Here is a 27,000-nt window from a genome sequence, read left to right as displayed (position 1 = left end):
CGCCGTCCGGCCAGGGGCGTCCACCGCCGTCCCCCTGGCCTCTTTATACGGAGGTTCCGCGCGCCCCGCCGCTCGGGGGCATCCGGTCGCCCGGGCACGAGGCGGCCCCGTGGGTCCGGCCGCGGCGCGGGCCGGGCCCACGGGGCCGGGGCGATGAGGGAGCGGCCTCAGGCGGGCCTCAGGCGCCGGAGTCGCGCATGATCTCCTCGCGCATCTGGTTGCAGCAGCGGCTGATCAGCCGGGACACGTGCATCTGGGAGATGCCGAGATCCTCCGCTATCCGGCTCTGCGTCATATCGCGGAAGAACCGCATGTAGAGGATGCGCTGCTCGCGCTCGGGCAGCTTGGCCAGCCGGGGCTTGACCGCCTCGCGGTCGATCACCGTGTCCAGCGCCGGATCGGGTCCGCCGAGCGCGTCCACCAGGGTGTAGCCGTCCTCGGTGCCGGGCAGTTCGGCGTCGAGCGAGAGGGCGGTGAAGCTGTCCAGGGCCTCAAGACCGGCCATCGCCTCCTCCTCCGTCATCCCCGCCTTCTTGGCGATCTCCGCCACGGTCGGGGCGCGGCCCCCGACCGTGTGCGAGAGCTCCTGGTAGGCGGTGCGGACCCGGCCCCGCAGATCCTGGACGCGCCGGGGGACGTGCAGGGTCCACATGTGGTCGCGGAAGTGCCGCTTGATCTCGCCGGTGATGGTCGGCACCGCGAAGCTCTCGAAGGCCGCGCCGCGGGTCGGGTCGTACCGGTCCACCGCCTTGACCAGCCCGAGGGCGGCGACCTGCTTCAGGTCCTCCAGGGACTCGCCGCGGTTGCGGAAGCGGCCGGCGAGCCGGTCCGCCATGGGCAGCCAGGCCCGGACGATGTCCTGTCGGACGGCATCCCGTTCCTCGCCCTCGGGGAGGTCCGCCATCCGCTGGAAGGCCTCGGCCGTGTCGGGGGCGTCGTCGTGCGGGTGCTTCGTGTGAGCGAGGATAGGCATGTGGCTTTCAGCTCCCTGAACGGCGCTGACGGTTGGCTGACACCCTGGAAGGAAGAGCTCCTTTCCCCGGGCGCGGACACGCACGCCCGGGGAAGCGGCGGGCCGCTTCCGGGGACGTGCCTCCGGTCCGAAGCACGAGGTGCGCATGCCCGTGGCCGAACCCGGCAAACTCCTCTTTCCATGCTGGCCGTAACGGGACGATTCCGCTCATCGAGGGCGCGTCGCGGCTGCGGTGGATCTGCCGTCCGGGTGACGGCCGCCGGCCCCGTACCGGATGCGGTACGGGGCCGGGGGCGGGCGGGGCGCGGTCAGCCGCCCGCGGTCGCGGGTGCCGCGTGCGAGCGCCTGCCGACGGGACGCGGGCGCCGCCGTAGCGTGCCGGCCAGTTCGGCCGGACGGGCATGGCGGGCCCGGGGCCGGGGCGACGGCCCGGGGGTCGCGGGGGCGGCACCGGCCGGTGCGGTGGCCTCCGAGCGGGCCGCCACCGGCGCGGGGCGGGCGGCGGGCTCGGGGCCGGGGTCTCTGCGCGGAAGGATGTAGTCCTCGTACCGGCCCATGGCCATCAGTCCGCCGAGCATGGCGGGTGGCATGAGCAGGGGCACCAGTACGGTGATGAGTCCCATCGACCCTGTTCCTTCCCGTCGTTCCGCAGCGGGTCTCCGCTGCGGGGCGGTCTCAAACCGGGCCCTCGCCCGGTCGCCTCCGGAAGACCTCCCGAACCCGGGCCAACCGGCGTGTTTGCCTCCGTATCGCCGGGTACCCGGCCCGGCGACCGCAGCCGAGGAACCCCGAGAACCCCGAGGAACATGGAGGGCGCACATGCAGCGAGGCAGTGACCGGCTCAGCCGCCGCCAGGACGACGAGATGAAGCACCAGCTCAAGGGGCTGCTCCGATCCGGTCACCCCACGCGGAGCGAGGAGTGGCACGACCCCGAGCCGATCGCCGACGACGACCCGCGGCTGGCGTCGCGGGATGTGCCGGCCGACCCGTTCGAGGCGCTGCGGCTGGAGCTCGCCCGGTTCCTGGCGCGTACGCCGTTCCCGGCGCACCGCGGTGACCTGCTGCGGATCCTGCGCGAACGGCACGCCCCCGACCGGTTGACGGACCGGGTGGCACAGCTCCCCCGGGACGACACCTACCGCAGTGTGCAGGACGTGGCCGTGGCGCTGGAGCGCCGGCCCCACCCCGCCTGAGCGGGCGGCGCGGGGCGGAAGACGGACAAGGACGACGAGGAAGAAACGAGGAGTACACCGTGCAGATCGCGTTTCTGGTGGCGCCGGAGGGCGTCGAGCAGGTCGAACTGACCGAGCCCTGGCAGGCCGTCAAGGCGAACGGCGACACCCCGGTCCTGGTGTCCACCGACTCCGGTGAGATCCAGGGCTTCAACCACCTCGACAAGGCGGACACCTTCCCGGTGGACCGGACGGTCTCCGAGGTGTCGGCTTCCGACTTCGACGGACTGGTCCTGCCGGGCGGGGTGGCCAACCCCGACTTCCTGCGCACGGACGAGAAGGCCGTCGCCTTCGTCAAGGGCTTCTTCGAGGCGGGCAAGCCGGTGGCGGCGATCTGCCACGCCCCGTGGACCCTGGTGGAGGCGGACGTCCTGCGGGGCCGGACCCTGACCTCCTGGCCCAGCCTGCGGACCGACATCCAGAACGCGGGCGGCACCTGGGTGGACGAGCAGGTCAAGGTGTGCACGTCCGAGCCGAGCACCCTGATCACCAGCCGCAAGCCGGACGACCTGAAGGCGTTCAACGAGGCGTTCACCGCCGAGTTCGCCAAGGCCTCGGCCGGCTGACCGGCGGGCGCCCGTCACCGGGCCTCCCGCGGCAAGGCTCCTCGTCCCGCGCGGCGGACGAGGAGCCTTGTCGTGTACGGGAGCTTCGCCGTGTACGGGGAGCCTTGCCGTGTCTCCCGGGCTTCTCAGGCCTCGCGGCCGGTGAGGGCCAGCAGCCTGGTCTGGTCGTCGGCGCCGTCCGGGGTGTCGACCGCCGGGCCGAACAGCCCGCTGCCGGCCAGGGCGTCCGCGTGGGGGCCGACCTCCCGCAGGGCGAAGTCCACCAGCGGCTTCGGCAGCCGCTCGTCGGCGCCGATGCCCCGGGACAGGTCCCAGGCGTGCACCACCAGGTCGGTGACCATCTGGGCGCAGTAGGCGGTGGCCGGCGTCTGCCCGTACGAGAGGGAGACCACCCGGTCCAGGGCGCCCTTCTCGGAGAAGGCCGCGCGGGCGGCGGCGGCCGCCTCGTCCCAGGTGGCGACCGGGTCCTCGCCGAGGACATCGCCGTCGAAGGCGTCGCCGACCTCCTTCATGGTGCGGTGCTCGCGCACCAGCGGCACCACCCACAGCTGCTCGCCGGCGAGATGGTTCACCAACTCGCGGACGGACCAGTCGGTGCAGGGTGTCGGGTCGTCCCACTGGTCGGCGCCGATGGCGTGCACCCGTGCGCTGAACAGCTCCAGCGCCTCGGCGTGCCGGGCGGGCAGCTCGGACGGGACGTGCGGGTTGGGCATGGCGGTCGCCACCTCCAGGTCGGACAGTCAGGCGCATGCGAGTACCGGGTTCCCGACCACTCTTGCCCGACACCGGCCCGGCGGCGACCCGGCACCGGCCGGGCCGCGCAACGGAGGCGGCGGGGGTGAGCTGTGTGGCGGGCAGGTCGTCGGGTACTCGTCGCCGGTGCACGACGATCCACCGATCCTGGAGGGATCAGATCCATGCAACTCTCCTTCCTCACCAGCCTCTTCGACCGCCCGGGGCCGTGGGCCAGCATCTATCTGGACACCTCCGTCATCGACGAGTCGGCGGCGGAGCGGCGCGAGCTCCAGGCCCGTGAGGCCTGCCAGGATCTGCTCGGGCAGGGCTGCGACCAGGACACCGCGCGGGCCGTGTACGAGGCGCTGACCAGCGGGCGGCCGCCGCACGAGCAGGGGCGGGCGGTGTTCGCCGCGCACGGCGAGGTGGTGCTGGACCCGCCGCTGAGCCGGCGGCCCCTGGCGCCCGCGGAGGTCACCTGGGCGGCGCTGCCCCGGCTCGGCCCGCTGCTGGACCTGGCCGCCGCGGAACCTGTCTGCCTGGTCGCCTACATCGACCGCACCGGGGCCGATCTGGAGCTGCGCGGGCCGGGGGGCGAGCGGCTGGCCGGGACGGTGCAGGGCCGTGACTGGCCGGTGCACCGCACCGCCTCGGCGGACTGGTCCGAACGGCACTTCCAGACCAGCGTGGAGAACACCTGGGAGGAGAACGCGCGGACGATCGCCGAGGCGGTCGCCGAGTGCGAGCACGAGACCGGCGCGGATCTGATCGTTCTGGCGGGTGACGCCCGGGAGCGGCGCTCGGTCCATGACCGGCTGCCCGCCGACGTACGGCCGCTGGCCGTGGAGAGCGAGCACGGCGGCCGGGCCGACGGCGCGGGCACCCGGCTGCTGGACGAGGACGTGGAGGCGGCCCGCGAGGAGCATCTGCGCCGTACCGCCGACCAGGAGCTGGACCGCTTCCGCTCGGCGCGCTCGGACACCGGCGGCGGTCCGTCGGCCGCGGAGGGCGTGCCGGCGCTGGTGGAGGCGGCCCGGGAGCACCGGATCGCCGAGCTGCTGGTCCGCACCGAGGGGCCGGACGCGCACCGCGAGGTGTGGGTGGGCGCCGAGCCGGACCAGATCGCGGTGCGCCGCAGCGACACCCACTACCTCGGTGAGCGCGATCCGCTGCCGGCCCGGGCGGACGACGCGCTGCTGCGCTCGGCGGTGATGGCGGGCGCCGAGGTCCTGCGGGTGCGCCCGGAGGACGACGAGGAGGTGCCCGTGGGCGGCCTCGGGGCGCTGCTGCGCTGGCCGTACGCGGAGGGCGAGCGCGAGGCCGCGCACACCGGCGCCGGCTGAGCCCGCCGGCCGAGCGGTACGCGAGGGGCCCCGCGTACCGGCACCGGCCGACCCCCGACCCCTGCCCCGACCGGGACCGCGCACCGCCGGTGCGCAGGCGTTCGACGCGGGCGCGTGCCGGGGCCGGGCCGGGGTACGCGGACGGCATGTCCGATGCGTACGCCGTACAGCCCGCGGCCGACTCCGTCCGTGCCCGCGTCGCCGCCACCCTCTCCGAGTGGGACCGCGACGTCTTCTACCGCGTCGCCGCCCGGCACTGGCCGGGCGGCGACCGCGTGCTGCCACGGCTGAGCCGCAGCGCCAACCACGGACTGCTCTGGTTCGGCACGGCGGCCGGGATGGTCCTGCTGGGCCGCGGCACCCGCTCCCGGCGGGCGGCGGTGCGCGGGGCGGCCTCGCTGGCGCTGGCCTCGGCGGCGGTCAACACGGTGGCCAAGCGCTCGGTGCGGCGCAACCGGCCGGTGCTGGACAGCGTTCCGCTGATGCGGCAGCTGAAGCGGCAGCCGATCACCACCTCCTTCCCGTCCGGGCACTCCGCCTCGGCGGCGGCGTTCGCCACCGGGGTGCTGCTCGAGTCCAAGGGCTGGGGCGCCGCGGTGGCGCCGGTGGCCGCCGCGGTGGCGCTGTCCCGGGTGTACACCGGGGTGCACTATCCGAGCGACGTCCTGGTGGGGGCGGCGCTCGGCGTGGGGTGCGCCTTCGCGGTACGGGGCATGGTGCCGACCCGCGACCAGCTGCCCGCGCCCGGTCGGCCGCACGCCGATGTGCCCGCGCTGCCCGGCGGCGACGGGCTGGTGGTGGTCGCCAACCGGGCGTCCGGCTCCTCGGAGGCGGCGGCGCTGGTGCGCGACGCCCTGCCGCTGGCCCGGGTGATGGAGGTCGAGCCGGACGAGGTGGCCGAGACCCTGGAGAAGGCCGCCGGCGACGGCGGCTTCCGGGCGCTGGGCGTCCTCGGCGGGGACGGCACGGTCAACCGGGCGGCGGCGGTCGCCGCCAAGCACGCCGTGCCGCTGGCGGTCTTCCCCGGCGGCACGCTCAACCACTTCGCCTATGACCTGGGCATCGAGTCGGTGCACGACACCTGCCGGGCACTGGCCGCAGGCGATGCGGTCCGGGTGGACCTCGGGCGCTTCTCCCCCGGCCCCGACGGGGCGGAGCACGGCTATTTCCTCAACACCTTCAGCCTGGGCGTCTACCCGGAGCTGGTGCGCCGCCGGGAGCGCTGGTCGCCCCGGATCGGCGGCTGGTCGGCGGGGGTGCTGGCGGCGCTGCGGGTGCTGCGCGGACGGCATCCGCTGGAGGCGGAGGTGGGCGGGGAGCACCGGCCGCTGTGGATGCTGTTCGCCGGCAACTGCGTCTACCGGCGGATGGGGCCGACCCCGGGCCGCCGCTACGACCTGGCGGACGGGCTGCTGGACGTACGGGTGGTGCACGGCGGGCGGCTGCCCGGGCTGCGGCTGACGGCGGCGGCGCTGGCCGGTCCGCTGAGCAAGTCGCCGGTGCACGCCGCCGAGAAGCTGCGCCGGTTCACAATCTCCGGGCTGGCCCCGGGGACCCCGCTCGCCTACGACGGCGAGGTCACCGAGGCGCCGGCGGAACTGCTGCTCGACAAGGAGGACGAGGCGCTGGCGGTCTACCGCCCGCAGCTGTGACCTCGCGGGCAGCGGCGGTCGCGTCGGGAACCGCAGGCCCTTGTCGCCGCCGGCGTGGTCGGGCCGGGTCCTGGGCCGTCCGCCCAGCGGCCGGGGACCCTGATCCGATCCGGGACCTCGCTCATCTGCGGCAGGACGTAGATGTGTGTCGTAGCGGTCATCGCCTCCGGTCGGCTCGGGTGAGGGCGCGGTAGGCGTCGGCGAGCCGGCAGAGGTAGTCGGTGTCGCTGCTCAGGTCGTGGCCGCCGGATGTGCCGAACGCGTCGGATCGGGGCCGCTCCCCGGCCGCGCGGGCGCGCAGCGCGGCCGCGATCTCGAAGGCCTCGCGCGCGTGGTGGTCGCGTCCGTCGTCCTGGCCCCGGGTGGTGGGCCGGTAGGGGCGGATCGCGAGCAGGCCGTCACGGATCTCGATCACCCGCCGGTACAGGCGCAGCCGGGTGGGGAGGTCCGCCACCGCGCGCAGTGGTCCCGGAGGCTCCAGGGCGATGGCGGGTTCGGCCTGGTAGAGGGCGAGCCACAGCGGCCGGAGCCGGCGGTAGCGCCGCAGCCGGCGCAGCCAGGTGGCGGCCGCCGGCACGGTCACCCCGGCCAGCACCAGCAGGTGTGCCGCGGTCGGCAGCGCCTTGCTCAGGGCGAACCCCTGTCCCGGGGAGAAGTCCAGGGAGGTCCGGGCGGCGACGGCGACCGCGGTCCGGCTGGCCATGTAGCAGGCCGCGGCGAGGGTCCCGGCGATGATCAGCGAGAGACCGAGCCGCAGGGTCCGGTCCGGGGCCGCCCGCCGTTCACGCAGGCAGAGAAGGGCGATGACCAGAAGTTCCGGGAGCAGGGCCACGGCGTAGGCGACGCAGTACTCCATGACCCAGGGCGACCGCGGGTACAGGTCGGGAGTGAGGGCGAAGAGCAGGGTCATCACGCTGCCCGCGGTGATCGCCCAGATCGGGTTGGCGCGGGCGCCTGCCTGGTGTCCCCGCAGACGCAGCAGCAGCTGCGCGCCGGCCCAGCAGGCGAGGAGCATGGCGAGGTGGCCGGCGAGCCTCTCCACGCCGCCCATGCCCGCGGCGTGCGTGAGGTGGATCGCGGCGGGGGTGAGCAGCGTCTGCGAGAGGGCGAGGCCGAGGACGCAGAGCCGTACGAGCCGACGGCCGGGCGCGGGGCTCGGTCGCAGCCACAGCAGCATGCCCCAGGCCAGCAGCGCCGGGCCGTAGCGGCGCAGTACCTCACCCACCGCGGTGACCGCCCTCCAGTGCCGAGCGCAATCGGCCGGTCGCGGAGGTGTCCGGGTCCGCGGGCCGGGTGCGCTCGCCCAGCAGGGAGGCCAGGTACTCGGCTTCGCGTTCCTCGGTGCTGGAGTAGCCGGTGCGGCCCAGCACCCGGCGGATCAGGGCCGGATCCAGCCCGGGCAGCAGCAGCCGCGCCTGCTCGGCGGCGCTGAGGGTGGCCGGGAAGTGGTCGCAGAGCACATGCCCGATCTCGTGCAGCACGATGTGGTCCTGGTGGGGTGCGCTGGTGTGCTGCTCGTAGGCGATGAGATCGGCACTGTCGGTGGCGATCCACAGTCCGCACACGTCATGCAGGCCGGGTACGGGCATGCGCCGCAACGGCCGTCCGCGGGAGGCGCTGAGCGCGGCGCACAGCGCGGGTAGGTCGAAGGTGTCCGGGAGTCCGAGCTCGCGCAGCGCGGTGGTGCAGCGCCGCCGCAGCCCGCGGCGGCTGATCCGCGTCACCGGTCCGGCTCGCCGGCCGGGTCGGGCAGCCCTTCCAGCGCGCGGACGTGGTCGACCATGTCCCTGATCGCGTCGAGGCTTTTGGGGGACAGCCCCCGGGCTCGGAGGGCTATCTGCCGTACCGGCGCGTCCCGCAGGGCGGCGAGCAGGGCGAGTTCGGCGTCGATGCGCTCCGCCTCCGCGTCGTCGAAGAAGTAGGCGGGCGGGACGCCGAAGAATCCGGCGAGGGCTTCCAGATGGCGCTTGGTCGGGTTGTCGCGCAGCCCCTTGCGCAGCTGCCACAGGTAGGTGGCCGAGATGGTGGGGCCTCCCTGGGCTTTGATCGCGCCCGCGACCTCCTCGAAGGTGTACTCGTTTCCGTCGGGCAACCGGCGCACCGTGCTGAACAGGCGGTTCACCTTCGCCGCCAGTGGTCCGTCGACGCTGTCCTCTGCCATGGCACCCATCCTACCGTCGTCAACTGAGGTGAATGAGGTGACGGCATCTCATTTATTATTGTTGACGGGCCAGTTGGGGGTGTCTACGGTTCTGCCGTGCGGCCGGGTCTCCTCCACGCGGAGGAGACCCGCCGCCGGGGCGGCCGGACGGGGGCCGGCGCCCCTCACCGGTCACGCCGATCAGGAGGCAGTCCTATGAACCCCATCTCCCGGAGCCTGGGAGCGCTCGTCATGGCCGGATCGATGGTGGTCGCGGGGATCGCGGTGGCGGGCCCGGCAGCCGCCACCCCGGCCTCCGCGGCGGCGTGCAGCCTGGGGGCCGACGCCCCGAAGGCGGGCGCCGGCGGCACCATCGTCGGTGTGGGCAGCCGTACCGGCTGCGGCACCAGCCGGGTGACGCTCACGGTCAGGGTGCAGAAGAAGCGGTTCCTGCAGGGCGATGTCACGGTCGGCTCGCGCACCCACGCCCAGTTCGGCAACGGCAACATGTCCGTCGTCGCCGGCTGCGACGGGAACGCGACCTACTTCACCGAGACGCTCAGCTCGACCGGCAACAAGGTCAAGTCCGCCGAGCGGAAGCTCTGCTGACCCAGGGCCTCCGACTGACCCAGGCCCCCCGACGCCCGGCCACCGACCAGGCGAAGCCCGGGCCGGAGGCGGGACGGGGGGCCCTCAGGCCGCCGCCCAGGGCCGGGCCGGCGCCGGAGATGAACCACTGCACGAGCGCCGCAGCGAGGTGAATCGCCGCCCGGGCGGCCTCCGGGGCGTCCGGCACGGTGCCGCTCTGGCCACCGTGCCGGGAGGTCTACCCCTGCCACAGGGCAGGCGTCATCGCCTCGGCCACGGCGATGGGGTCGCCGGCGGCTGGTGCCGGGATCACCGTGGCGAACGTGTGCCGGGCGTTGCCGATCTCGCCGGGCATGGTGCCGAGCGCGGCCTTGGCGTTGTCCAGCTGGACGACGGCGTGGGCCACGGCCTCGACGGCCTCGGCGGCCTCGCTGTACACGCCCCCACCGGATTCGGGCTGCGCCCGTAGGCGGCCTTCCAGGCGGCCGCGAGGTGATCAGCGTCCGACCGTACGAGCCTTCGGGCATGCGGTTTTCCGTCGACAGCCTCCCCCCGAGCGGCGGTCTCGCAGTCCATGGGCGAGCGCTGGCAGTCAGCCGTCAGGGGCGTGAACACCCGTGCGGCCCATAAGGCTTGGGCAGGGATCCTATACGCCTCCCTTATTTGCATCTATCCCCATATGTCCTATTACTCTTGGCGGCCGTGCCCGGGCCGCTGAGCGGTCCCGGCGACCGGACGGTGATCGCGCGGTGGGGGAAGGAGGCGGGTAAGGCATGCGGGGCACAGCACTCTCCGGGCTCGCCAGGCGCATCGGGGGCGCGGGCCGTGCCGAGGCCGCCCGGGCCGCGGTGGCCGCCGGGCTGACCTGGCAGACGTGCGCGACGCTGCTGCACAGGCCCGCGCCGTACGCGGGCGCCGTCGCGGCGGTGCTCATCGTGGAGACCAGCGTGGTGCGCACCGCCGGCGCCGCCCTGCGCTACGCCGCCGGCTGTCTGCTCGGAGTCCTTGTCGCCATACCCGGCGCGCTCTACGTGGAGCCCACGACGGCCGGTCTCGGCCTGGTCGCGTTCGCCTCCGTACTGCCGGCCCGGCAGGGCTTCCTCGGTCACTACGGCCTGCACGTGCCGACGACCGCGCTGCTCACCTTCGCCATGGTCCGGGGCCGCCACCCCGGTGAGCTGGGCTCCCACCTCGCGGAGATCGTGCTGGGCATGGCCTTCGGTCTGGCCTGCGGCGCGCTGCTGTTCCCGGCCGTGCGCGTACGGTCCGCCGAGCGGGCCCTGGACGACCTGCGCCTGCTCACCGCCCGGCACCTCGACGGCCTGGCCGACGCCGCGGCCCGGCACCGGCGCCCGCGCGATGTCCTCGGCCCCACCTGGCAGGACGACCTCGACACGGCGCTGGGCCGCGCCCGCAAGGCCGTGGAGGAGGCCCATGAGAGCCTGCGCTGGAACGTCCGCCCGACGGCCCGCCGACGCCGCTGGCACCTGGACCACCAGGTGCTGCACAGCCTGACCGAGGCGGCTGACCGCGCCGCCGCGACGGGCCGTCTCCTGGACGCCCACCCGGCGGCCGCCACCGGAGCGAGGACACCGGGCACCACCGGCACCCCCTGCCCCGATCCCTACCCGCGCCTGCTGCGCACGGCCGCCCTCTGCGTCTACTCCTGCCGGGGCGGTCGGCCGCACCCCGCGCTGCCCGCCACCCGGCACGCCCTCGCCCGGCTGGCCACGACGGACGGCGACCCGCCCGCCGGCACCGCCGGGGACCCCCGTCTGCTGGAGCACCTCGGGGCGGTCCTCGACCGTCTCGCGGCACCCGCGCCCGCGCCGCCCGCCCGGCCCCACCGCCCCTGCACCCTCCAACGGCTCTCCCCACGATGATGACCTCACCGCACACCACCACGCGCCCCCGCGACACCGGCACCGAGCGCGACCACCGTCACCCGCCCCTGCTCCCCGGCACGGCACCCGTGCTGCTCATGCTGGTCGTCGCCGTGACCGACCTGCTGACCCCCGACTGGCTGCATGTCCTGCCGGTGATGGCGGGCGTGCCGGTGCTGGCCGCCGCGCTGCTGTCCTGCCGGGCGACGGCGACGGTCGGCGCGGCCACCCTCGCCGTCACCGCGCTGCTGCAGGCGGACTCGGGGCGCTGGGGGCGTCCGGACGGGGAGGTCACCCTCGCCACGCTGGTCGTGGCCGGGCTCGCCTCGCTCGCCGCCTGCTCCCTGCGGCAGCGCCGGGAGACGCAGCTCCGGCGGGTCCGTTCGGTCGCCGAGACCGCGCAGCGCGCGCTGATGCACCCGCTCCCGCCCCGGATCGGCCCGTTGGAGCTGCGCGGCGTGTATCTGCCGGCCGAGTCGGAGGCGCGGATCGGCGGCGACTTCTACGAGGCGCTGCGCACCCCGTTCGGCCCGCGAGTGCTCATCGGCGACGTCCGGGGCAAGGGCCTGACGGCCGTGGACGCCTCGGCGACACTGCTCGGCGCGTTCCGTGAACTCGCCTACCGGGAGGCCGACCTGACCGAGGTGTCGGAGCAACTGGACGAGCGGGCCCGGCGCCAGATCGCCGCGCTGGGCGGGACGCCGCACCAGGACCGTGCGGGCGCCCTGTTCGCGGAACGGTTCGCGACCGCCCTCCTGGTGGAGTTCCCGCCGGGCGAACCGGTGGCCCGGATCGTGCACTGCGGCCACCCGGAACCGTACGTCCTGCGTGGGGAGGCGGTACGGCCCCACGAGCCGGACCAGCCCGGCGCGCCACTGGGACTGGGCGACCTGCTCGACGCCCGCCCGGTCGCCGAGACCGTGCCGTTCGCCCCCGGCGACCGGTTGGTGCTGTACACCGACGGCTTCATCGAGGCCCGGGACCGCGGCGGCCGGTTCCACGACCTGGCCGCACACGTCCGCGCCCATGCGGACCGGCCGCTTCAGGCGATGGTCACCGCCCTCCGCCGGGACCTTCTGCACCACGTCCAGGGCGATCTCGACGACGATGCGGCACTGGTCGCGATCGAACGCCTGCCCGACGAGGAAGGAGGTCTGGTCGACGGGCGGCCGTGACCTCACCGCCCCTCGAAGCTCCAGCGCCGACACCAGCGCGCCCACGGCCGGCGCGAGGCAGCGGGTGGGGAAGGCATGGTCGTGGAAGACACGGGCCCGGACATGGGCATCCGTGGCCCTCGTCCGCCTGGACGGCTACCTCACGCGGCGCGGCCGCGCTCGCCCTGCCGGGGAAGCTGTTCGAGGTGGACGCCGTGGCAGTGCGCCCGTACGGGCCCTCCGCGCCCCGGTGCCTCCCCGGCCGGTCCCGCGCCGCGCCGGGGAGGCACCCGGCGGCCCCGGACTGAACGGGCACCCGGACTGACCGGTCATCCGGGCAGCCGGTCATCCGGGCAGCCGGTGGTGCCCGGGTCCGGCCGCCACACCTCCCTCACCCGGTCTCGCAGCCACTGGTGGCCCGGGTCGGCGTCGTCGCGCGGGTGCCAGGCCATGGCAATGTCCAGGGGCGGCAGCGGAAGCGGCACCTCGAAGGTGGTCAGCCCCAGGGCCGCCGGACAGTGCTCGGCGACCCCGACCGGGGTGAGGCAGACCAGGTCGGTCTCCCGGCACAGGAACAGCGCGGTGGTGTAGCTCGGCAGCACCGCCACCACGCGCCGCCGCAGGCCGAGTTCGACCAGCCGCTCGTCCACCGGACCGCGCACCCGCCCCTTACGGGACACCCCCACATGGTCGGCCGCGGCGAACGCCCGCGCCCCGGCGCGCCCGCCCCGCCCGACCGCGTCCAGCAGCGGATGCCCGGGCCGGACCACTCCGAGCAGCCGCGTCCCGCCGAGCCGCTCCACCAGGACTTCCGGCTCGGGCCGCGCGATCACCCCGATCTCCAGGTCGAGACGGCCCTCCCGCAGCGCCTGGGTTTCCTCCGGCACCTCCGGCAGGAAACGCAGCACGACCCCGGGCGCCTCGCGCGAGACGGCCCCGATCAACCGGGCCGCGAAGAAGGCCAGGATCATCTCGTTGGCCCTAAGGGTGAACCGCCGGTCCAGCCGGGCGGGATCGGCGGCCGGCTGCGGCACCAGGACCGCCCGCGCCTCCTCGACCAGGGCACGGACCCGGGGACGCAGCTCCACGGCGTACGGGGTGGGGACCAGCCTGCGGCCGGCCCGCACCAGGACGGGATCACCCAGGGCGGCGCGGATCCGGCCCAGCGCCCGGCTCACGGCGGGCGCCGACAACCGCAGCCGGGCAGCGGCGGCGGTGACGCTCTCCTCCTCCAGCAGCATGTCCAGGGTGACCAGCAGGTTCAGATCGAGCGAACCAGGCGGGGGCGGCTCCGGGAACGGCCGGGCACTCGGTCCCACGGTGTGACTCCGATCATGGGGAAGCCGGCCGGAGCCCGCCCCGACCAGCTCGTTTGCGCTTGACGCACACTACCCTTGCGCAGGTTGCACTGGAGTCAACACTAGCCCCCTGTGAGGCTGCCGTCATGACCCGTACACATGAAGCGGCCCGCTCCTCGGCCGCCACCGCCGCTGCCGCCACCGCCCGTACCCGGTCCCCGAGGGCCGGCGACATGCTTGCGGTGGTGAGCCAGGGCGGCTCCTCCGTCACCTTCTTCGACGCCGTCGGCCACGGCCGGCTCGACGTCCTCCCCCTCCCCAGTCAGCCCCACGAACTGTGCTACGACCCGGCCCGCCGGCTGCTCTACGTCTCCATCACCTACCACGCCGGCTACTACCACGCGAACGCCGGCCGGGCGCGGGAACTGGTGGTGATCGACCCGGACACCCGCCGGATCGTGGACACCGTGGACCTCGCGCCCGACCACGCCCCGCACGGCCTGCTGCTGGATCCGGTGCGGGACCTCCTCTGGGTCAGCGTGGAGGCCACCGAGGAGGAGACAGGCGGTCTGGTCGCCCTGGACGCCACCACCCGCCGGCGGGTGCGGCGGGTCCCGGTGCACGCGCCCGGACCCCACTGGTTCGCCGTCACCCCGGACGGCCGTCGGGCCTACTCCGCCAACAAGGAGGCGCCCTTCGTCTCCGTCGTGGACCTGGAGACCGGCGAGGCGCTGGACCGGATCGAGGTCCCGGGCAGCGAGGGCATCGACATCTCGCCGGACGGGCGGTACGTGTACGTCGCCGCCCCCAAGGGGGATTACCACCCCGGCTCGGTGCCCGGGGCGGGGGTGCGGATCATCGACACGACGACGGGCCGGACCGTGCGGACGCTCGCCACCGAGAACGTGGTCTTCCCCGTCCACACCACCTCCCAGGGGCTGCTGCTGGCAGGTGAACTCCGGGTCAGCGCCGGGTCGGACGGCGCCTCCCTCGGCACCCAGGAGCCGGGGGTGCTGCACATCCACGACGCCGGGGGCGAGCCCCTCGGCCGGGTCCCGGTGGGCGCCTTCCCCCTCACCATCACCTCGTCGCCGGACGGCCGGTTCGGCTACGTGGCCGCCATCCTGGACAGTACGGTGACCGTGGTGGACCTCGCGGAGGCCCGGGTGGTCACGACCCTGGAGGTCGAACACGAAGGCGAGTCGGGCGCCCACGGCCTGGCGTACATCTCGGCGCCCTGACTCCCCCGCCTCAGGCGGTTTCCCTCGGGTCGGCGGGCGGACCGGTGGACCTCCCACGGTGGGCGTCGGAGCTCTGGTGGCGGTCCGCCACCCGGCGGGCCGACCGGACCTGGCCACCACGCCGCCCGCCCCGCCCGGCGATCGCATGGGTGGGGCCGGTGGCCATCTGGTCCTTCCTCGCAGTGTTCTTCGTGGGCTGCGTCGTGTGTGCCGTCTTCTCCGGTGCCGCGCCGAGGGGATGGTGAGGCGCCCGGGTCCGGCTCTGTCGCCGCTGACGGGTGCCTGTGCCGAGCGCACGGTCGAACCGCGGCCGCCCCGGACGTGACTCACCGGGTCTGTCCTGGGAATGCAGGGGTATGCGGCACGCATGGCTCTGACGAAGTACGCCGTTCCCCCGCGGAACGTACGGCAGTTGCGACGCGTGCGGTCGATCTACGCGGCAGGGGCGCTGCTGTCTCTGCTCGTGCTGCTCCAGACCGGACGCGTGCCGAACGAGCGCCATATGGTCCTCGCCGGCGTGCTGCTGACGGTCTTCGCTCTGCTGCTGGCCTGGACGCTGGTGCAGCTCCGGCTACAGGGCCGCAGGGGACGTTGCGGCACGGCCCGAAGGCTGACTTCTTCCGCCTGAGCGGCCGCACGGTCCGAGGAGACGGACCCTCTGCCCCTGCGTCCTCGCCGAGATGGTGCAGGCCGGCGGTGGGCTTGCCGCCGGCATGAGCGCGCATGGGTCCGTACGTACCGCGCTGCGGGCCGCGACGGAGCAGGCCCGGAAAACGGCGGCGGCCGGAACTCCTGGGCGCCAGGGACGGGCTGCGACTCAACTGACCGTCTCGGGGAGTGTGGCGTTCCAACCCGGCGTTCCAGGGGCTTTGCGTATGCCCAGGCCAGAGGGTGTTTCCGCGTTCCACCGTCCCGGGTTGCCCGGAATTCGTGGCTGGGTGGACGAAGTGCCGCACATGCTTGGGGCGTTCACACGTGACCCGTATGTACGGCATCACGTGCACCTCGACATCGGCATCTCAGGGAGTCTCCGCATGTCTCGTTACGCCACCAGCTCGCGCCGCCGCACGGCCGGCGTGGCCGCCGCAGCCTTACTGCTTCTGGGACTGTTGACCGCGTGCGGCTCCGGGTCCTCGGACACCGGTGCGCCGCATCCCAGTGCCTCCCCGAAGGCCGGTTCGCCCACCGGCCCGCCCGACGCCGGCGCGAAGGGCTCCTCGACGCTGTCCCAGCCCGACGGTGGCGAGCTGAAATTCCAGGAGGGCGAGGAGCTCGCCCCCCGGCAGCTCCGGCTGAGCGTCGACGGCGGCACGGACACCCTCACCGAGGTCTCCGCGATCACGCTGGACCAACCCACCCAGCAGAACCCGGCCGACGGCCTCCGGCTCATCCCCGGAGAGCAGCCGCAGGCAGGCACGGTGACCGTGACCCGCGGTTCCGATCAGTCCCAGCAGTTCACCGACCTGATCGACGGCAAGACCCAGCCCGGGTCGGCGTCGCTCGAGCAGTTGGACTTCGCGGGCAATGTGACGAAGCGGTTCACCCTGCAAGAGCCCAGGGTCGTCAAGGTCGAGAACGGCAGCACCCAGATCGTTACCATCCACTTCACGAGCCTGACGATCAGCTAGCGCCTGCGGTGTCGGTGGCGTCGTCGGTCGGGGGCGAAGACGAGGTACCGGTGAGGCTCGCGCCGGACGTCCAGGCGGTCCCCGAGGATGTCGCGGAGCCAGCGCGGCCTCCGCATGGCCGGACGCTCGCCGGGAACTGGCGTCGTCGGATGACCGAGTACGGCCCACCGAACGGCCCGGGCGGATGGAGGCTGTGGTCAGGGCTCGGATCTCGTCCGTGGCCGGCAGGACTGGGGTGAGCGAGGCGGCGACCGACCGGGGTCCGAGGGGGCCAGCGCCTCGGCCCGGGCATCGAGCCCGACTTGGCCGCCGGGCTCCAGCCGACCACCGTGGTCGGCGCGGCTGCTGGAGCGGTCGGCGCGGATCGTCGGCCACTCGTCTGGGACGATGGGTGGGCGCGGGCGGCGGCTGCCGACGGATACCGGGCGGCGCCGGTGAGGCCCGCCGGTCCGGCCGCCGCCACCGGGCCCCGGATCGGGCCGCCGGCCACCGCGTATGTGCTGCTGATGCTGCTCGGCCCGCTCACCGCCCGCTGGTCGGCGGCGGGCGGGCGCCGGCGGGGCAGGTCTCCGCGGCCGGTTCGGTGGCCGGCCCCACGGCCGTCGCCACCGTCGCCGCCTGCCGGGCCGGGCACGCCGGGGCGGGCGGCGACTCAGTGAGCCGCGGCGTCCGGGCCCGCGACCTCGGGCCACAGGCGTACCAGTGTGCGCACGGTCTCGGTGATGGCGGGGCGGCGGGCCGCGCCGGTGCGCCACAGGGCCCGCAGCCGCCGGCTCGGCACCGGGTCCAGCCGGACGGCCCGTACCCCCGTCGGCAGCGCTCCCCGGCCCAACCGGGGCGCCAGGGCGATGCCGAGGCCCGCCGCGACCAGGGCGAGCTGGGTGTGGTTCTCCTCGGCGCGGTGGACGATCCGGGGCTCGCCGCCGGTCGCCCGCAGGGTGCGCACCAGCCAGTCGTGGCAGACGGTGCCCGGGGGCTGGGAGATCCACCGCTCGGCGGCCAGGTCCTCCCGGCACACCGACGCCCGGTGCGCCAGCGGATGGCCGGCCGGCACCAGGAGGTCGCACAGGTCGACCCCGATGTCGGCCGCCGCGACGCCTGGCGGGACCGGCACCGGTGCGATGTCCCAGTCGTGGGCCACCGCCAGGTCGACCGCACCGCGGGCCACCAGCTCCACCGACAGATGCGGGTCGATCTCCTGGAGACGGGCGTCCAGTGCCGGATGGCGGCGGGCCAGGTCGGCCAGCGCCGTCGGCATCAGCCCGCGCGCGGCACTGGCGAAGCAGGCGATGTCGAGCCGCCCGGACGGCTCCCCGCGCCGTTCCTCCAACCGCACCTCGGCCCGCTCGACGATGACCATCAACTCCTGCGCCGTGACGACCAGCTGCTCGGCCTCCTCGGTGAGCCGGACGCCCCGGCCCCGGCGCTCCAGCAGGGTGGTGCGGGTCTCCCGCTCCAGTTTGGCGATCTGCTGCGAGACCGCGGATGGCGTGTACCCGAGGGCCGCGGCGGCGGCGACCACGGTGCCGTGGACCGAGACGGCGTGCAGAGCCTTCAACCGGCCGAGGTCCAGCACGAGCGACCCCTCCCCTCCCACGGCCTCCGCCCAGCGGAGTATTCAGCGATGCTTCATCCAACCATGCAGCAATCCGCGCTGTACTGCACGGTCCGCCGCCAGCGATGCTCATGCCATGCCACGCACCGCCCTTCCCAACCCTTCCGGTCCGCTCCCCGCACCTCCCTCCGCCGCCCGCCCGGGCCCCTCCCCGTCCGGGCCGATGCCGGTCCGGCACCTGCTCCTCGCCCTCCTCGTCGCCGCGGTCTGGGGGGTCAACTTCACCGTCATCCACATCGGCCTGGAGCACTTCCCACCGCTGCTCTTCTCCGCGCTGCGGTTCCTGGCGGCGGCGCTCCCCGCGGTCTTCCTGGTGGGTCGGCCCAAGGTCGCCTGGCGGTGGATCGTCGGCGTCGGACTCGCCCTGGGCGTCGCCAAGTTCGGGCTGCTGTTCGTCGGCATGGACCGGGGCACCCCGGCCGGCCTGTCCTCCCTGATCCTGCAGATCCAGGCCGTCTTCACCGCGCTGTTCGCCTGCGCCTTCCTCCGCGAACGCCCCGGCGGCGTCCGGATCGCGGGGATGGCCGTGGCGGTCGCCGGCATCGCCGTCGCCGCGGTGGACGAGGGCTCCACCGGACCGATGTCCGCCTTCCTGCTGGTCATCGCGGCGGCCGTGTGCTGGGGCGTCTCCAACGTGCTGACCCGTCGGGCCGCCCCGCCCGACGCGCTCAACTTCATGGTCTGGGTGAGCACCGTCCCGGTGCTGCCGCTGCTGCTGCTCTCCCTGGCCGTGGAGGGCCCGCGGCGCGACCTCGACGCCCTGCGGGCCCTGGACTGGACCGGTGCCGGGGTGATCGTCTACGTCGCCTGGGTCACCACCGTCTTCGGCTTCGGCGCCTGGGGCTTCCTGATGCGCCACCACCCGGCCTCCTCGGTCGCCCCCTTCTCCCTCCTGGTGCCGGTCTTCGGCATGTCCTCCGCCGCCCTCTTCCTCGGCGAGCACATCACCCCACTGCGCTGGTGCGCCGCCGCGCTGCTGGTCGGCGGAGTGGCCCTCACCTCCTACCCGCCGGCGGCCTCCGGCGGCGGTCTCCGCGGCCGTTCCTGGTGCAGACGGCCGAGGCGATCGGCCGGTAGGGCGAGAGCCGGTCGGCCGCCGCGTAGGAGGTGATGTCGACGCGGGTCGCGCCGCCCGGCAGTTAGACGTACCGGCAGCCGCTGCCAGCATGCATGACCAGCCGCACGCCGACGGGCCGGTTCTGCCAGGCCGCCGGCGGCAGTGCCGGCGCCGTGCGCGGTGCGGAAGCCGGCCTCGGGCACAACCGGGCCCTGGCCACGCGCTACGACAAACGAGCCAGCCACTACCGGGCCATGGTCACCCTCGCCTCCGCCTCCGGCTCCGGCTCCGGCTCAACGCCTTTCCGGGCATCCGCTAGCGTCCCAGGGTGCCCGCGTCACCCATCACGATCACCGGGGCGCGCGCCGGGTCCAGGGCGACCAGCAGTTGCCGCAGGTCCTCCTCGTCCATGGAGACGCAGGCCTTGGTGGGGCCGCCGTGGTCCACATGGATCCAGACGCCGCCGCCCGCGTCGTCGCCGAGCGGGCGGCGCTTGTCCAGCGGGGTGTTGCCGGGGACCCGGTTGTAGTCGATGGCCACCACGTAGTCGAAGGAGCCTTCCAGCGGTTCGCCGAGGAAGCCGGTGCCGGGCATGTTGAAGTATTCGGTCTGGTCGTACGGCATCCGGGTGCCCGGGTCGGGCAGCCGGCCGCCCGCGTCGCTGAGCGTGTAGACCCCGATGGGGCTGCGCAGGTCGCCGGCGCGGTGGTGGGCACTCCAGCCGCGCAGCGCGTTGTGGGCGGGCCAGGACTGGCTGACCGCCCGCCAGCCGGCCGCCGGGTCGCGCTCGTAGAGGACGACGGTGGACTGCGGGGAGTCCGGTCCGTCGCCGGTGACCACCACGGCCTGGCTGCTGCCGGAAGGGATACGGGAGCGGGTGGCCGGTCCCAGTCCGGGGACCTGGGCGGGGGCGGGGCGGGGCGGCCCGGCCGCCGGAGCGGGCGGGCGCACCGCGGCGGCGGGTGGACGCGGTGGCTCGGCGCAGCCGCCGACGAGGAGTCCGGCCCCCACCGCGGCGGCGAGCACCAGGCGACCTGCGCTGTTGACGACGGGCATGGCGGGGGCCTTTCCTTCACGTTGCCGGCGGCCGTGCGGCGGGGACGGGCGGCCACGGAAGTGATGATCTGCTGATCTGCCCGGAGCCGCGCGCCGGGCCGGGCCGACGCGCGAAAAGTTCCCCCGGTGTCCGTACCCGGTGTCCGGAGACGAGGTGAGCCCCGGCCTGGGCGGCCGGGGCTCACGGTGCTTCCTGCTGGTCGCTGGTCGGTGCAGGGTCAGAGCAGCGGCCCCAGCGGGCCGAGGTCGATGTTGAGGTCCTCGGGCTTCAGGCCGAAGCGGCTGCGCAGCAGCTCCATCCGGTCCTCCAGCAGCATCAGGGTGAGCCCGATGCGCTCCTCCTGGTCCTCGCTGAGGGTGCCGCCCTCGACGCGCCGAAGCGCCTGGCGCTCCATGAGCTGGCGCAGCAGTTCGATGACGGTGAGCACCAGCCGGGCGAGGTCGCGCTCGATCGTGTCCGGGTCGAGTTCCACCCGGCGCTTGCCGGTGGGGTCCGGCTCGGGCTCCTCCGCGGAGGGGATGTCGTAGGAGGTGTCGTGCGGGATGTCGTAGGGGGGCTCGGCGTCGCGCATCAGCGCACCTCGAACGGGGAGGGCACGTTCTCGTTGACCGAGCTGATCAGCGCCCTGAGGTCGACCCGGACCAGGTCCACGTCGGCGATGCTCAGGGTCAGGTCGCCGGTGAGCACCACCCCGCCGGCCAGCAGCCGGTCCAGCAGGTCGACCAGGGCGATCCGGCGTTCGGCGAGCGGGGAGGCCGACACCGGCCCCATGGGCGCGCTCATCCGCGTACCGCCTCGGGACCGGCCCCGTCACCGCCACGGTCACCGGCACCGGCGGCCGGCACCGCGCCACCGGCGGTCGGCTCGGCGCTCGGGCCCGGCTCGGGCTCCGCGCCACCAGCGGACGACTGTGCGCCACCGGCGGCCGGCTCCGCCCCACCGCCGACCGGCTGCTCCTCGTCGCCGATGCCGGCGAAGGAGTACGGGACCCAGGGTCCGGTCAGCCGGACCTGGACGCCCTCCTCGGCGTAGCCCTGGACCAGGTCGGCGAACTCCTGGCCGCGGGCCCGGTCCACCAGGTACGCGGCGTTCAGCACGTTCACCCCGGGGACCCCGGAGAGCTTGGCGTCCTGGGGGCGGTGCAGGGCGGCCGCCTCCGCCTGCGCGGACAGCTCGGCGTGCAGCCGGCGGCTCAGCGCGTCGGCCCGGCCCCAGTCGGCCTCGCGGCTGCGGCGTGCCTCCATCCGGCGGCGCAGGTAGTCCCGTCCACTGCCGCGGGCCTGGCCGCCGGCCGGGGCCCGCTCGGGCGCCGCCCCGGCCGCGGGCGCGGGCTGCTCCGCGTACACCTTGACGCCCCACTCCAGCCGGCCGTCCAGCCGGGTGAGGGCGCGCTCGAAGCGCTCGCCGCCCTCCTCCAGCAGCCGCCGCACCCCGCTGTCGTCGCGGCAGACGGTGGCCAGCCGCAGCGGCACCGGGCAGGTCACCGTGGCCAGCGCGGCTATCACCGCGTCATGGGCGCGCGCGGTGGCGGCGAGCCAGTCCAGGTCCTCCAGGCGGGCCTTGAGCGGCCCCTCCTCGAAGTCGGCGGCCGGCACCGGGTCCACCACGGCGACCAGGTCGCCATGGCGCACCAGCTTCGGCGGCTGCCCGGAGATGCCCCGGACGCCCTCCGGCGGGACGCCGTCGAAGGGCCGGGTGACCGCGTAGACATACCGCAGGTCGGGGGCGGCGGTGCTCATGCGTTGCGCTCCTCCAGTTCGGCGCGCTCTTCCAGTTCGGCGATGCGCCGCTGCAACTCGGCGTTCTCCCGAGCCAGTTCGCCCTGGCGGGCACGGGAGGAGAGCGAGGGGTCGCTCTCCCACCAGTCGATGCCCATCTCCTTGGCGCGCTCCACCGAGGCGACCACCAGCCGGAGCTTGATGGTCAGCAGCTCGATGTCCAGCAGGTTGATCTTGATGTCGCCGGCGATCACCACGCCCTTGTCCAGGACGCGTTCCAGGATGTCGGCGAGGTTGGCGCCGCCGCCGTCCGGCTGGTAGGCCATCGAGGCGGAGGGCCGCGGGGCGGGCATGGTCATCGGTTCGGGGGTCCCTTCTCAAGCCGGTCGAGGAGGTCGTCCTCAAGCCGGTCGAACTCCTCCTCGGTGATCTCCCCGGCGTCCAGCCGGTCGGAGAGCCGGGCGAGTTCACGCTGGATGGCGGAGGGGTCGTAGTACTGCCGCTCCGCCTCCGCCATCACCTGGCGCAGCACCCAGACGGTGCCGCGCGCGGGCGCCGCCGGCAGGAGCAGCAGTTCTCCCAGCAGGCCCATGCGGGATCACCCTTCCGATTCGACGAAGCTGTACGGCGGCAGCGGCCCGTTGACGGTGAGGACCAGGTGCGGGTTGGCCTGCTTCAGCTCGTCCACCGCGTTGACGAAGGCGTCGGAGCGGTCGCGGTCCACCAGGAAGGAGATGTTGGCAAGCCAGCCGCCGCTCTCCGGTCCGGGCTTGACGTCGGCCGCGGTGGCCTCCAGGGCCTGCTGGACCAGGACCGCGTCGCGCGCCTCGCGCTGCTGGACGGCGGCCACCACCCGCTCGCCGAGGGCCAGCTTCTGGTCGTAGCTGCCGCCGCCGGCGGCCCGGTTGGCCTCGCTGAGCGCCCGCAGGTCGGGGTCGTCGGCCAGCACCTGGTGGAGGACGGACTCCTCGTCGTGGCTGGCCTTGACGTTGTACTCGACCTTGTTGTCCAGCGCGTCCAGCCGCTCCAGGTAGTGGGCCTCGCGCTCGCCCAGCACCGACAGCACGGTGTCGTCGTCGGGCGAGACGCCGCCGAACCGCATGGGCAGCACCGAGCCCCCGGCGCCGGCCTCGGCCAGCACGTTCTGGTGGGCCAGCAGATCGCGCCGCTTGGGGCGCAGGCTGTCGGGCGCGTCGCTGACCAGCGCCACCAGGTCGCCCCGGGTCAGGACCCGCACGGGCTGCGCCGGCTCCCCGACGCCGCCGAGCTTCTCCGGCAGACCGGGGTGCGAACTGCGCGCGATCCCGTAGACATAGGTGCTCACTCGGTCTCCTCCTCCTTCTTACGGGACGTGCGGCTGCTGCTGCGCTCGGACGAGCCGGACTTCAGGGCGCCGGATATGGTCTCGGCGGCTCCGGAGAGCGCTCCCTTGGACTTGCCGCGGGCGCCGCCCTCGGTCAGGCCCTCCACGATGTCGGGGAGCTGGGCCGGGGCCTTGCGCCCGGACTCCAGGTCGAGGCGGTTGCAGGCCTCGGCGAAGCGGAGGTAGGTGTCGACACTCGCCACGACCACCCGGACGTCGATCTTCAGGATCTCGATGCCGACCAGGGAGACCCGGACGAACGCGTCGATCACCAGGCCCCGGTCGAGAACCAGTTCCAGGACGTCGTAGAGGCCGCTGCTGCCGCCTCCGCCGCCGCTCTGCTGTGCGGGAACCACTGACATGTCGTTCTCCCTCCCTAGGAGCGGTCCGCCCGGCCGCGTTCATAGCGGCGGACGCGCTTGTATCCGGTCAGATCGCCGTCCTCGTCGAGCTGCACCAGATAGGTGGCGAGCAGGCTCATGGTCTCGGGGACCCGGGCCAGCTCCAGCACCTCGACGTGCACCGTCCAGCCGTCGTCGGTGCGCTCGAAGGAGGACACCGACTCGGCCTCCAGCCCGGTCATCTCGTTGAGCTGGGCGGCGGCCTCGCGGACGATCTGCATGGCCTTCTTGGGCTTTTTGCGGGGCTCCGGTTCCGGAGCCTCCTCGTTCTCCTCGATCTCCTCCGGCTCGTCCGGTTCCGCGTCCTCGTCCCGGGCCGCGGACCGTGTGGAGCCAGCGGTGCTCTTCCTCGTACGGCTGGTGCCGCCCCCGCTGCCGCCGGTGCTCCTGCGAGCCGTGGTCTTTCGAGCAGTGGTCTTACGGGCGGCGGTCTTGCGGGCAGCGGTCTTCTTCGCCGCCGGCCTGCGGGCGCCCTCCTCTTCCGGGGTGTCGCCCTCGTCGGTGTCGTCCCGGTCTCTGCCGGATGCCTGGGATTCTTCTGATGTGTCTGCCATGGAAGCCTCGTTCCCTCTGGTTGCCGGACCATGGCCTCGCAAACCCTTGGCCCACGCTTGATCCGAAACGACCCGGACGGGTGATCGATTGCCCCCGTTTCCGGCCCGGACACCGCCCTCAGCGCAGCGCTTCCGGCTTCCGGCGGGCCGGTGCCGGCGAGCGGCCCCGGGGCGCCGGGCCCCAGGGGCGGGCACGGGCCTGCTCCGGCACGTTGTGCACGGTCCAGCGACGGGCATGGGTCCCCGGCTTGTCCGGCTGTGCGCAGGTCAGCGGGGTGGCCAACGGGGCACCGGGCCGGGCGCGCACCGAGTAGGGCGCGACGGCGGTCTGCGCGGAGCCGCTGCGCTGGACGTCCAGGTGGAGCCAGCCGCCCCGGGCGTCCTTGCGCGCGGCGGCGGTCAGCTCCTCGGGGTGCGCCTCGGCCAGGGTGCCGGCCACTTCGCGGGCGAAGCCCCGTACCTCGTCATGGTCGCAGCGGCCGTCCAGCGCCACGACGAGGTGCCAGCGGTGCGGGGCGACGGCGGCCCGGCCGGCGAGGAGGACCAGGGTGGCGGTGTCCTCGGCGACCGTGTGCACGACGGTGCCGCCCTCCTGCGCCACCTCCACCCGGCGCACCCGGTCCGGATGGTGCTCCGGCATGTCCCTCTGCGTGAAGCGGGGCCCGTCGATGCCGTCGGGGTGGCGCTCCCGCATCAGCACCTCCACACTCCGGCGACCGGCCCGGACCGTACGGACCGGGGTGCCGGAGCCGGTACCGGTCCGGGTGCCGGTGCCGGTGCCGGTGCCAGCGGTATTGGAACCGGTGCCGGTACGGGTGCTGCCGCGGGCGCTCATCGCCGCCGGGTACCCGCGCCGGACCGCGGTCACGCCCGCGCGGCGCGTGTCGGCCCCGGACCCCCGCGAGAGGGTCCGGGGCCGGTGCCCGCGACGGAGGCGAGCGGCCTCAGGGCGTGACGACCCGCTCCACCAGCAGCTTCACCGCGGCGGTGATCGCCTCGGCGTCGATGCCCGCGGCGTGCAGCTGCTCCTCGGGGGAGGCCGAGGCCGGCAGGTTCCGTACCGCGAGGCGGGTCAGCCGGGGCGCCGGGCGCCCGTCCGCGAAGGCCTCCGCGACCGCGTCGCCGAGCCCGCCCTCCGGGTGGTGGTCCTCCACGGTGAGCAGGCAGCCGGTGGCGGCGGCCGCGTCGTCGAGGGTGTCCTTGTCCACCGGCTTGAGCGAGTACAGGTCGATGACCCGGACCGGGATGCCGTACTCCTCCAGGGTGTCGGCCGCCTTCAGCGCCTCGTGCACGGTGACGCCGGCCGCCACGATGGCCGCCCGGTCGTCGTCGCCATGGGTGCGCAGCACCTTGCTGCCGCCGACCGGGAAGGTCTCGTCCGGGCCGTAGATCACCGGGGTGTCGCCGCGCGAGGTGCGCAGATAGCGGATGCCGTCCAGATCGGCCATGGTGGCGATCAGCTTCGCGGTCTGGTTGGCGTCGCTCGGGTAGAGCACCGTGCTGCCGTGGATGGACCGGAACATCGCCAGGTCCTCCAGGCCCATCTGGGATGGGCCGTCCGGGCCGATGGCGACCCCGGCGTGCGAGCCGACCATGTTGATCCCGGCCTGGCTGACCGCGGCCATCCGCAGGAAGTCGTGCGCCCGGGTGAGGAAGGCGGCGAAGGAGCAGGCGTACGGGAGGTAGCCGCGGCTCTGCAGCCCGACCGCGGAGGCGACCATCTGCTGCTCGGCGATGAAGCTCTCGAAGTACCGGTCGGGGTGGGCCTTGGCGAAGAACTCGGTACGGGTGGAGTCGCCGACCTCGCCGTCCAGCGCCACCACGTCGGCGCGGGCCGTGCCCAGGGCCTCCAGGGCGTGCCCGTAGGCGGTACGGGTGGCCACCTCGTCGCCGATGTCGTAGCGCGGCAGCTCGACCTCGCCGCCGGACTTCCCGCCCAGGGTGGACTGGCTGACCCCCTGCTCGGGCCTGCGCACCTCCACATGGAGGTGACGGGGGCCGCCGAGCTCGGCGATCGCGGCCTCGGCGTCCTTGATCGGCTTGCCGTGGAAGCCCTCCTGGTCCTCCACCGCCTTGACGCCCTTGCCCTTGAGGGTGCGGGCCAGGATGGCGGTGGGCTGGCGGATGGTGGAGCGCGCCTCGGCGAAGGCCCGGTCCACGTCCTCCACGTCGTGCCCGTCGACCTCGATGGTGTGCCAGCCGAAGGCGTGCAGCCGCCGGGCGTAGGCGTCCAGGTCGTGGCCCTCGCGGGTGGGCCCGCGCTGGCCGAGCCGGTTGACGTCCACGATGAGCGTGAGGTTGTCCAGCTGGTGGTACGAGGCGGCCTCGGCGGCCTCCCATACCGAGCCCTCGGCCATCTCGCTGTCGCCGGAGAGGACGTAGACCCGGAACGGGATCTCGTCCAGCCGCTTGCCGGCCATGGCGATGCCGACCCCGACGGGCAGGCCCTGGCCGAGCGAGCCGGTGGCGCTGTCCACCCACGGCAGCCGGGGGGTGGGGTGCCCCTCCAGCCGGCTGCCGAGCTCGCGGAAGGTCAGCAGCTCGTCGTCGCCGATCGCCCCGGCCGCCTTGTACATCGCGTACAGCAGCGGCGAGGCATGCCCCTTGGAGAGCACGAACCGGTCGTTGCCGGGGTGCTCGGGGTGGTCGAAGTCGAACCGCAGATGGTGGGCGAGGAGCACCGCGCCGAGGTCGGCCGCCGACATCGAGGACGTCGGGTGGCCGGAGCCGGCGGCGTCGGCGGCGCGGACCGCGTCCACCCTCAGCTGCTGTCCGAGTTCGGCCAGTTCTTCGTAGTGCAT

At 74.3% G+C, this 27,000-nt stretch carries 31 protein-coding genes; 11 read left to right on the top strand and 20 right to left on the bottom strand.

Translation table 11 applies throughout. The features are described 5' to 3' along the window. Positions 1–178: 178 nt before the first annotated feature. Together M1O15_RS19710 and M1O15_RS19705 are read right to left on the bottom strand one after the other, a co-directional pair. A complete protein-coding gene (locus M1O15_RS19710; protein WP_248635274.1) occupies positions 179–973 on the bottom strand; it encodes an RNA polymerase sigma factor SigF in 795 nt (264 codons plus the stop codon). Between the two features lie 308 nt (positions 974–1,281). Then, complete coding sequence (locus tag M1O15_RS19705) at positions 1,282–1,596, bottom strand: hypothetical protein (protein ID WP_248635273.1); 315 nt, start codon at positions 1,594–1,596, stop codon at positions 1,282–1,284. Positions 1,597–1,792: 196 nt separating this feature from the next. On the opposite strand from M1O15_RS19705, the gene M1O15_RS19700 reads away from it, so the two are divergent. After that, positions 1,793–2,167, top strand: coding sequence for a DUF2795 domain-containing protein (locus tag M1O15_RS19700; protein WP_248635272.1), 375 nt, complete (start codon positions 1,793–1,795; stop codon positions 2,165–2,167). Positions 2,168–2,226: 59 nt separating this feature from the next. Beyond that, the gene (locus M1O15_RS19695) at positions 2,227–2,772 is read left to right on the top strand and encodes a type 1 glutamine amidotransferase domain-containing protein (protein ID WP_248635271.1); all 546 of its coding nucleotides are present in this window, start codon (positions 2,227–2,229) and stop codon (positions 2,770–2,772) included. Positions 2,773–2,897: 125 nt separating this feature from the next. Here M1O15_RS19695 and M1O15_RS19690 read toward each other — a convergent pair whose 3' ends face one another. Next, a complete protein-coding gene (locus M1O15_RS19690; RefSeq protein WP_248635270.1) occupies positions 2,898–3,485 on the bottom strand; it encodes a TIGR03086 family metal-binding protein in 588 nt (195 codons plus the stop codon). 204 nt (positions 3,486–3,689) lie between these two features. Between M1O15_RS19690 and M1O15_RS19685 the strand changes: the two genes are divergently transcribed. Both M1O15_RS19685 and M1O15_RS19680 read left to right on the top strand, forming a co-directional pair. Continuing rightward, positions 3,690–4,850 (top strand): baeRF2 domain-containing protein, encoded by a 1,161-nt coding sequence (locus M1O15_RS19685; RefSeq protein WP_248635269.1) that lies wholly within the window; start codon positions 3,690–3,692, stop codon positions 4,848–4,850. A gap of 146 nt (positions 4,851–4,996) precedes the next feature. After that, the gene (locus M1O15_RS19680; protein WP_248635268.1) at positions 4,997–6,502 is read left to right on the top strand and encodes a bifunctional phosphatase PAP2/diacylglycerol kinase family protein; all 1,506 of its coding nucleotides are present in this window, start codon (positions 4,997–4,999) and stop codon (positions 6,500–6,502) included. A gap of 157 nt (positions 6,503–6,659) precedes the next feature. Here the strand turns inward: M1O15_RS19680 and M1O15_RS19675 are convergent, their stop codons facing one another. From M1O15_RS19675 to M1O15_RS19665, 3 genes are read right to left on the bottom strand one after another with little or no spacing between them, the layout of a single operon-like run. Then, positions 6,660–7,727, bottom strand: a complete 1,068-nt coding sequence (locus tag M1O15_RS19675) for an MAB_1171c family putative transporter (protein WP_248635267.1) — start codon at positions 7,725–7,727, stop codon at positions 6,660–6,662. Continuing rightward, positions 7,720–8,226 carry a regulator component gene (locus M1O15_RS19670; RefSeq protein ID WP_248635266.1) on the bottom strand — a complete coding sequence of 169 codons (507 nt, stop codon included), beginning with the start codon at positions 8,224–8,226 and terminating at the stop codon, positions 7,720–7,722. Before M1O15_RS19670 ends, M1O15_RS19675 begins: the two co-directional genes overlap by 8 nt. Continuing rightward, entirely contained in the window at positions 8,223–8,663 is a 441-nt protein-coding gene (locus M1O15_RS19665; RefSeq protein WP_248635265.1) for a helix-turn-helix domain-containing protein, read from the bottom strand. The genes M1O15_RS19670 and M1O15_RS19665 overlap by 4 nt, the downstream gene beginning before the upstream one ends. Positions 8,664–8,858: 195 nt before the next feature. On the opposite strand from M1O15_RS19665, the gene M1O15_RS19660 reads away from it, so the two are divergent. Continuing rightward, complete coding sequence (locus M1O15_RS19660; RefSeq protein ID WP_248635264.1) at positions 8,859–9,251, top strand: hypothetical protein; 393 nt, start codon at positions 8,859–8,861, stop codon at positions 9,249–9,251. 217 nt (positions 9,252–9,468) lie between these two features. Here M1O15_RS19660 and M1O15_RS19655 read toward each other — a convergent pair whose 3' ends face one another. Then, positions 9,469–9,669 carry a hypothetical protein gene (locus tag M1O15_RS19655; RefSeq protein ID WP_248635263.1) on the bottom strand — a complete coding sequence of 67 codons (201 nt, stop codon included), beginning with the start codon at positions 9,667–9,669 and terminating at the stop codon, positions 9,469–9,471. A 334-nt stretch (positions 9,670–10,003) separates the two neighbouring features. Between M1O15_RS19655 and M1O15_RS19650 the strand changes: the two genes are divergently transcribed. Together M1O15_RS19650 and M1O15_RS19645 are read left to right on the top strand one after the other, a co-directional pair. Next, the gene (locus M1O15_RS19650; protein WP_248635262.1) at positions 10,004–11,113 is read left to right on the top strand and encodes an aromatic acid exporter family protein; all 1,110 of its coding nucleotides are present in this window, start codon (positions 10,004–10,006) and stop codon (positions 11,111–11,113) included. Continuing rightward, complete coding sequence (locus M1O15_RS19645; RefSeq protein ID WP_248635261.1) at positions 11,113–12,288, top strand: PP2C family protein-serine/threonine phosphatase; 1,176 nt, start codon at positions 11,113–11,115, stop codon at positions 12,286–12,288. The genes M1O15_RS19650 and M1O15_RS19645 overlap by 1 nt, the downstream gene beginning before the upstream one ends. A 308-nt stretch (positions 12,289–12,596) precedes the next feature. Here M1O15_RS19645 and M1O15_RS19640 read toward each other — a convergent pair whose 3' ends face one another. Further along, positions 12,597–13,586 (bottom strand): LysR family transcriptional regulator, encoded by a 990-nt coding sequence (locus M1O15_RS19640; RefSeq protein WP_248635260.1) that lies wholly within the window; start codon positions 13,584–13,586, stop codon positions 12,597–12,599. A 125-nt stretch (positions 13,587–13,711) separates the two neighbouring features. On the opposite strand from M1O15_RS19640, the gene M1O15_RS19635 reads away from it, so the two are divergent. From M1O15_RS19635 to M1O15_RS19625, 3 genes are all read left to right on the top strand, one after another. Then, complete coding sequence (locus M1O15_RS19635; protein WP_248635259.1) at positions 13,712–14,806, top strand: YncE family protein; 1,095 nt, start codon at positions 13,712–13,714, stop codon at positions 14,804–14,806. 367 nt (positions 14,807–15,173) lie between these two features. After that, the gene (locus tag M1O15_RS19630) at positions 15,174–15,434 is read left to right on the top strand and encodes a hypothetical protein (RefSeq protein WP_248635258.1); all 261 of its coding nucleotides are present in this window, start codon (positions 15,174–15,176) and stop codon (positions 15,432–15,434) included. Between the two features lie 406 nt (positions 15,435–15,840). After that, on the top strand, positions 15,841–16,434 hold the full coding sequence (locus M1O15_RS19625) for a phage tail protein (RefSeq protein ID WP_248635257.1): 594 nt from the start codon (positions 15,841–15,843) through the stop codon (positions 16,432–16,434). A gap of 652 nt (positions 16,435–17,086) precedes the next feature. On the opposite strand, the gene M1O15_RS19615 is transcribed toward M1O15_RS19625, so the two are convergent. Beyond that, positions 17,087–18,010: a LysR family transcriptional regulator gene (locus M1O15_RS19615; protein WP_248635256.1), complete on the bottom strand. Its 924-nt coding sequence runs from the start codon at positions 18,008–18,010 to the stop codon at positions 17,087–17,089. 202 nt (positions 18,011–18,212) lie between these two features. On the opposite strand from M1O15_RS19615, the gene M1O15_RS19610 reads away from it, so the two are divergent. Further along, positions 18,213–19,160: an EamA family transporter gene (locus M1O15_RS19610; protein ID WP_248635255.1), complete on the top strand. Its 948-nt coding sequence runs from the start codon at positions 18,213–18,215 to the stop codon at positions 19,158–19,160. 261 nt (positions 19,161–19,421) lie between these two features. Here M1O15_RS19610 and M1O15_RS19605 read toward each other — a convergent pair whose 3' ends face one another. The 11 genes from M1O15_RS19605 to M1O15_RS19555 form a co-directional block, all read right to left on the bottom strand. After that, the gene (locus M1O15_RS19605; protein WP_248635254.1) at positions 19,422–20,162 is read right to left on the bottom strand and encodes a hypothetical protein; all 741 of its coding nucleotides are present in this window, start codon (positions 20,160–20,162) and stop codon (positions 19,422–19,424) included. Between the two features lie 218 nt (positions 20,163–20,380). Next, complete coding sequence (locus M1O15_RS19600; RefSeq protein ID WP_282576972.1) at positions 20,381–20,734, bottom strand: gas vesicle protein K; 354 nt, start codon at positions 20,732–20,734, stop codon at positions 20,381–20,383. Further along, a complete protein-coding gene (locus M1O15_RS19595; RefSeq protein ID WP_248635253.1) occupies positions 20,734–20,946 on the bottom strand; it encodes a gas vesicle protein in 213 nt (70 codons plus the stop codon). The genes M1O15_RS19600 and M1O15_RS19595 overlap by 1 nt, the downstream gene beginning before the upstream one ends. Continuing rightward, positions 20,943–21,902 carry a GvpL/GvpF family gas vesicle protein gene (locus tag M1O15_RS19590; RefSeq protein ID WP_308282372.1) on the bottom strand — a complete coding sequence of 320 codons (960 nt, stop codon included), beginning with the start codon at positions 21,900–21,902 and terminating at the stop codon, positions 20,943–20,945. The genes M1O15_RS19595 and M1O15_RS19590 overlap by 4 nt, the downstream gene beginning before the upstream one ends. Next, positions 21,899–22,240, bottom strand: a complete 342-nt coding sequence (locus tag M1O15_RS19585) for a gas vesicle protein (protein WP_248635252.1) — start codon at positions 22,238–22,240, stop codon at positions 21,899–21,901. Before M1O15_RS19585 ends, M1O15_RS19590 begins: the two co-directional genes overlap by 4 nt. Further along, entirely contained in the window at positions 22,237–22,473 is a 237-nt protein-coding gene (locus M1O15_RS19580) for a gas vesicle protein GvpG (protein ID WP_248635251.1), read from the bottom strand. The genes M1O15_RS19585 and M1O15_RS19580 overlap by 4 nt, the downstream gene beginning before the upstream one ends. Before the next feature lie 6 nt (positions 22,474–22,479). Then, the gene (locus tag M1O15_RS19575; RefSeq protein WP_248635250.1) at positions 22,480–23,205 is read right to left on the bottom strand and encodes a GvpL/GvpF family gas vesicle protein; all 726 of its coding nucleotides are present in this window, start codon (positions 23,203–23,205) and stop codon (positions 22,480–22,482) included. Beyond that, the gene (locus M1O15_RS19570) at positions 23,202–23,606 is read right to left on the bottom strand and encodes a gas vesicle structural protein GvpA (protein ID WP_248635249.1); all 405 of its coding nucleotides are present in this window, start codon (positions 23,604–23,606) and stop codon (positions 23,202–23,204) included. The genes M1O15_RS19575 and M1O15_RS19570 overlap by 4 nt, the downstream gene beginning before the upstream one ends. 14 nt (positions 23,607–23,620) lie before the next feature. After that, positions 23,621–23,923: a gas vesicle protein GvpO gene (locus M1O15_RS31890; protein ID WP_248635407.1), complete on the bottom strand. Its 303-nt coding sequence runs from the start codon at positions 23,921–23,923 to the stop codon at positions 23,621–23,623. Positions 23,924–24,317: 394 nt separating this feature from the next. Next, entirely contained in the window at positions 24,318–24,893 is a 576-nt protein-coding gene (ligD, locus tag M1O15_RS19560; protein ID WP_248635405.1) for a non-homologous end-joining DNA ligase LigD, read from the bottom strand. A gap of 250 nt (positions 24,894–25,143) precedes the next feature. Continuing rightward, the gene (locus tag M1O15_RS19555) at positions 25,144–27,000 is read right to left on the bottom strand and encodes a transketolase (protein WP_248635248.1); all 1,857 of its coding nucleotides are present in this window, start codon (positions 26,998–27,000) and stop codon (positions 25,144–25,146) included.

Origin of the sequence: Streptomyces lichenis (assembly GCF_023218175.1) — a bacterium.
GTDB lineage: Bacteria > Actinomycetota > Actinomycetes > Streptomycetales > Streptomycetaceae > Streptomyces > Streptomyces lichenis.
This window is presented reverse-complemented; position numbering and strand designations above follow the sequence as displayed.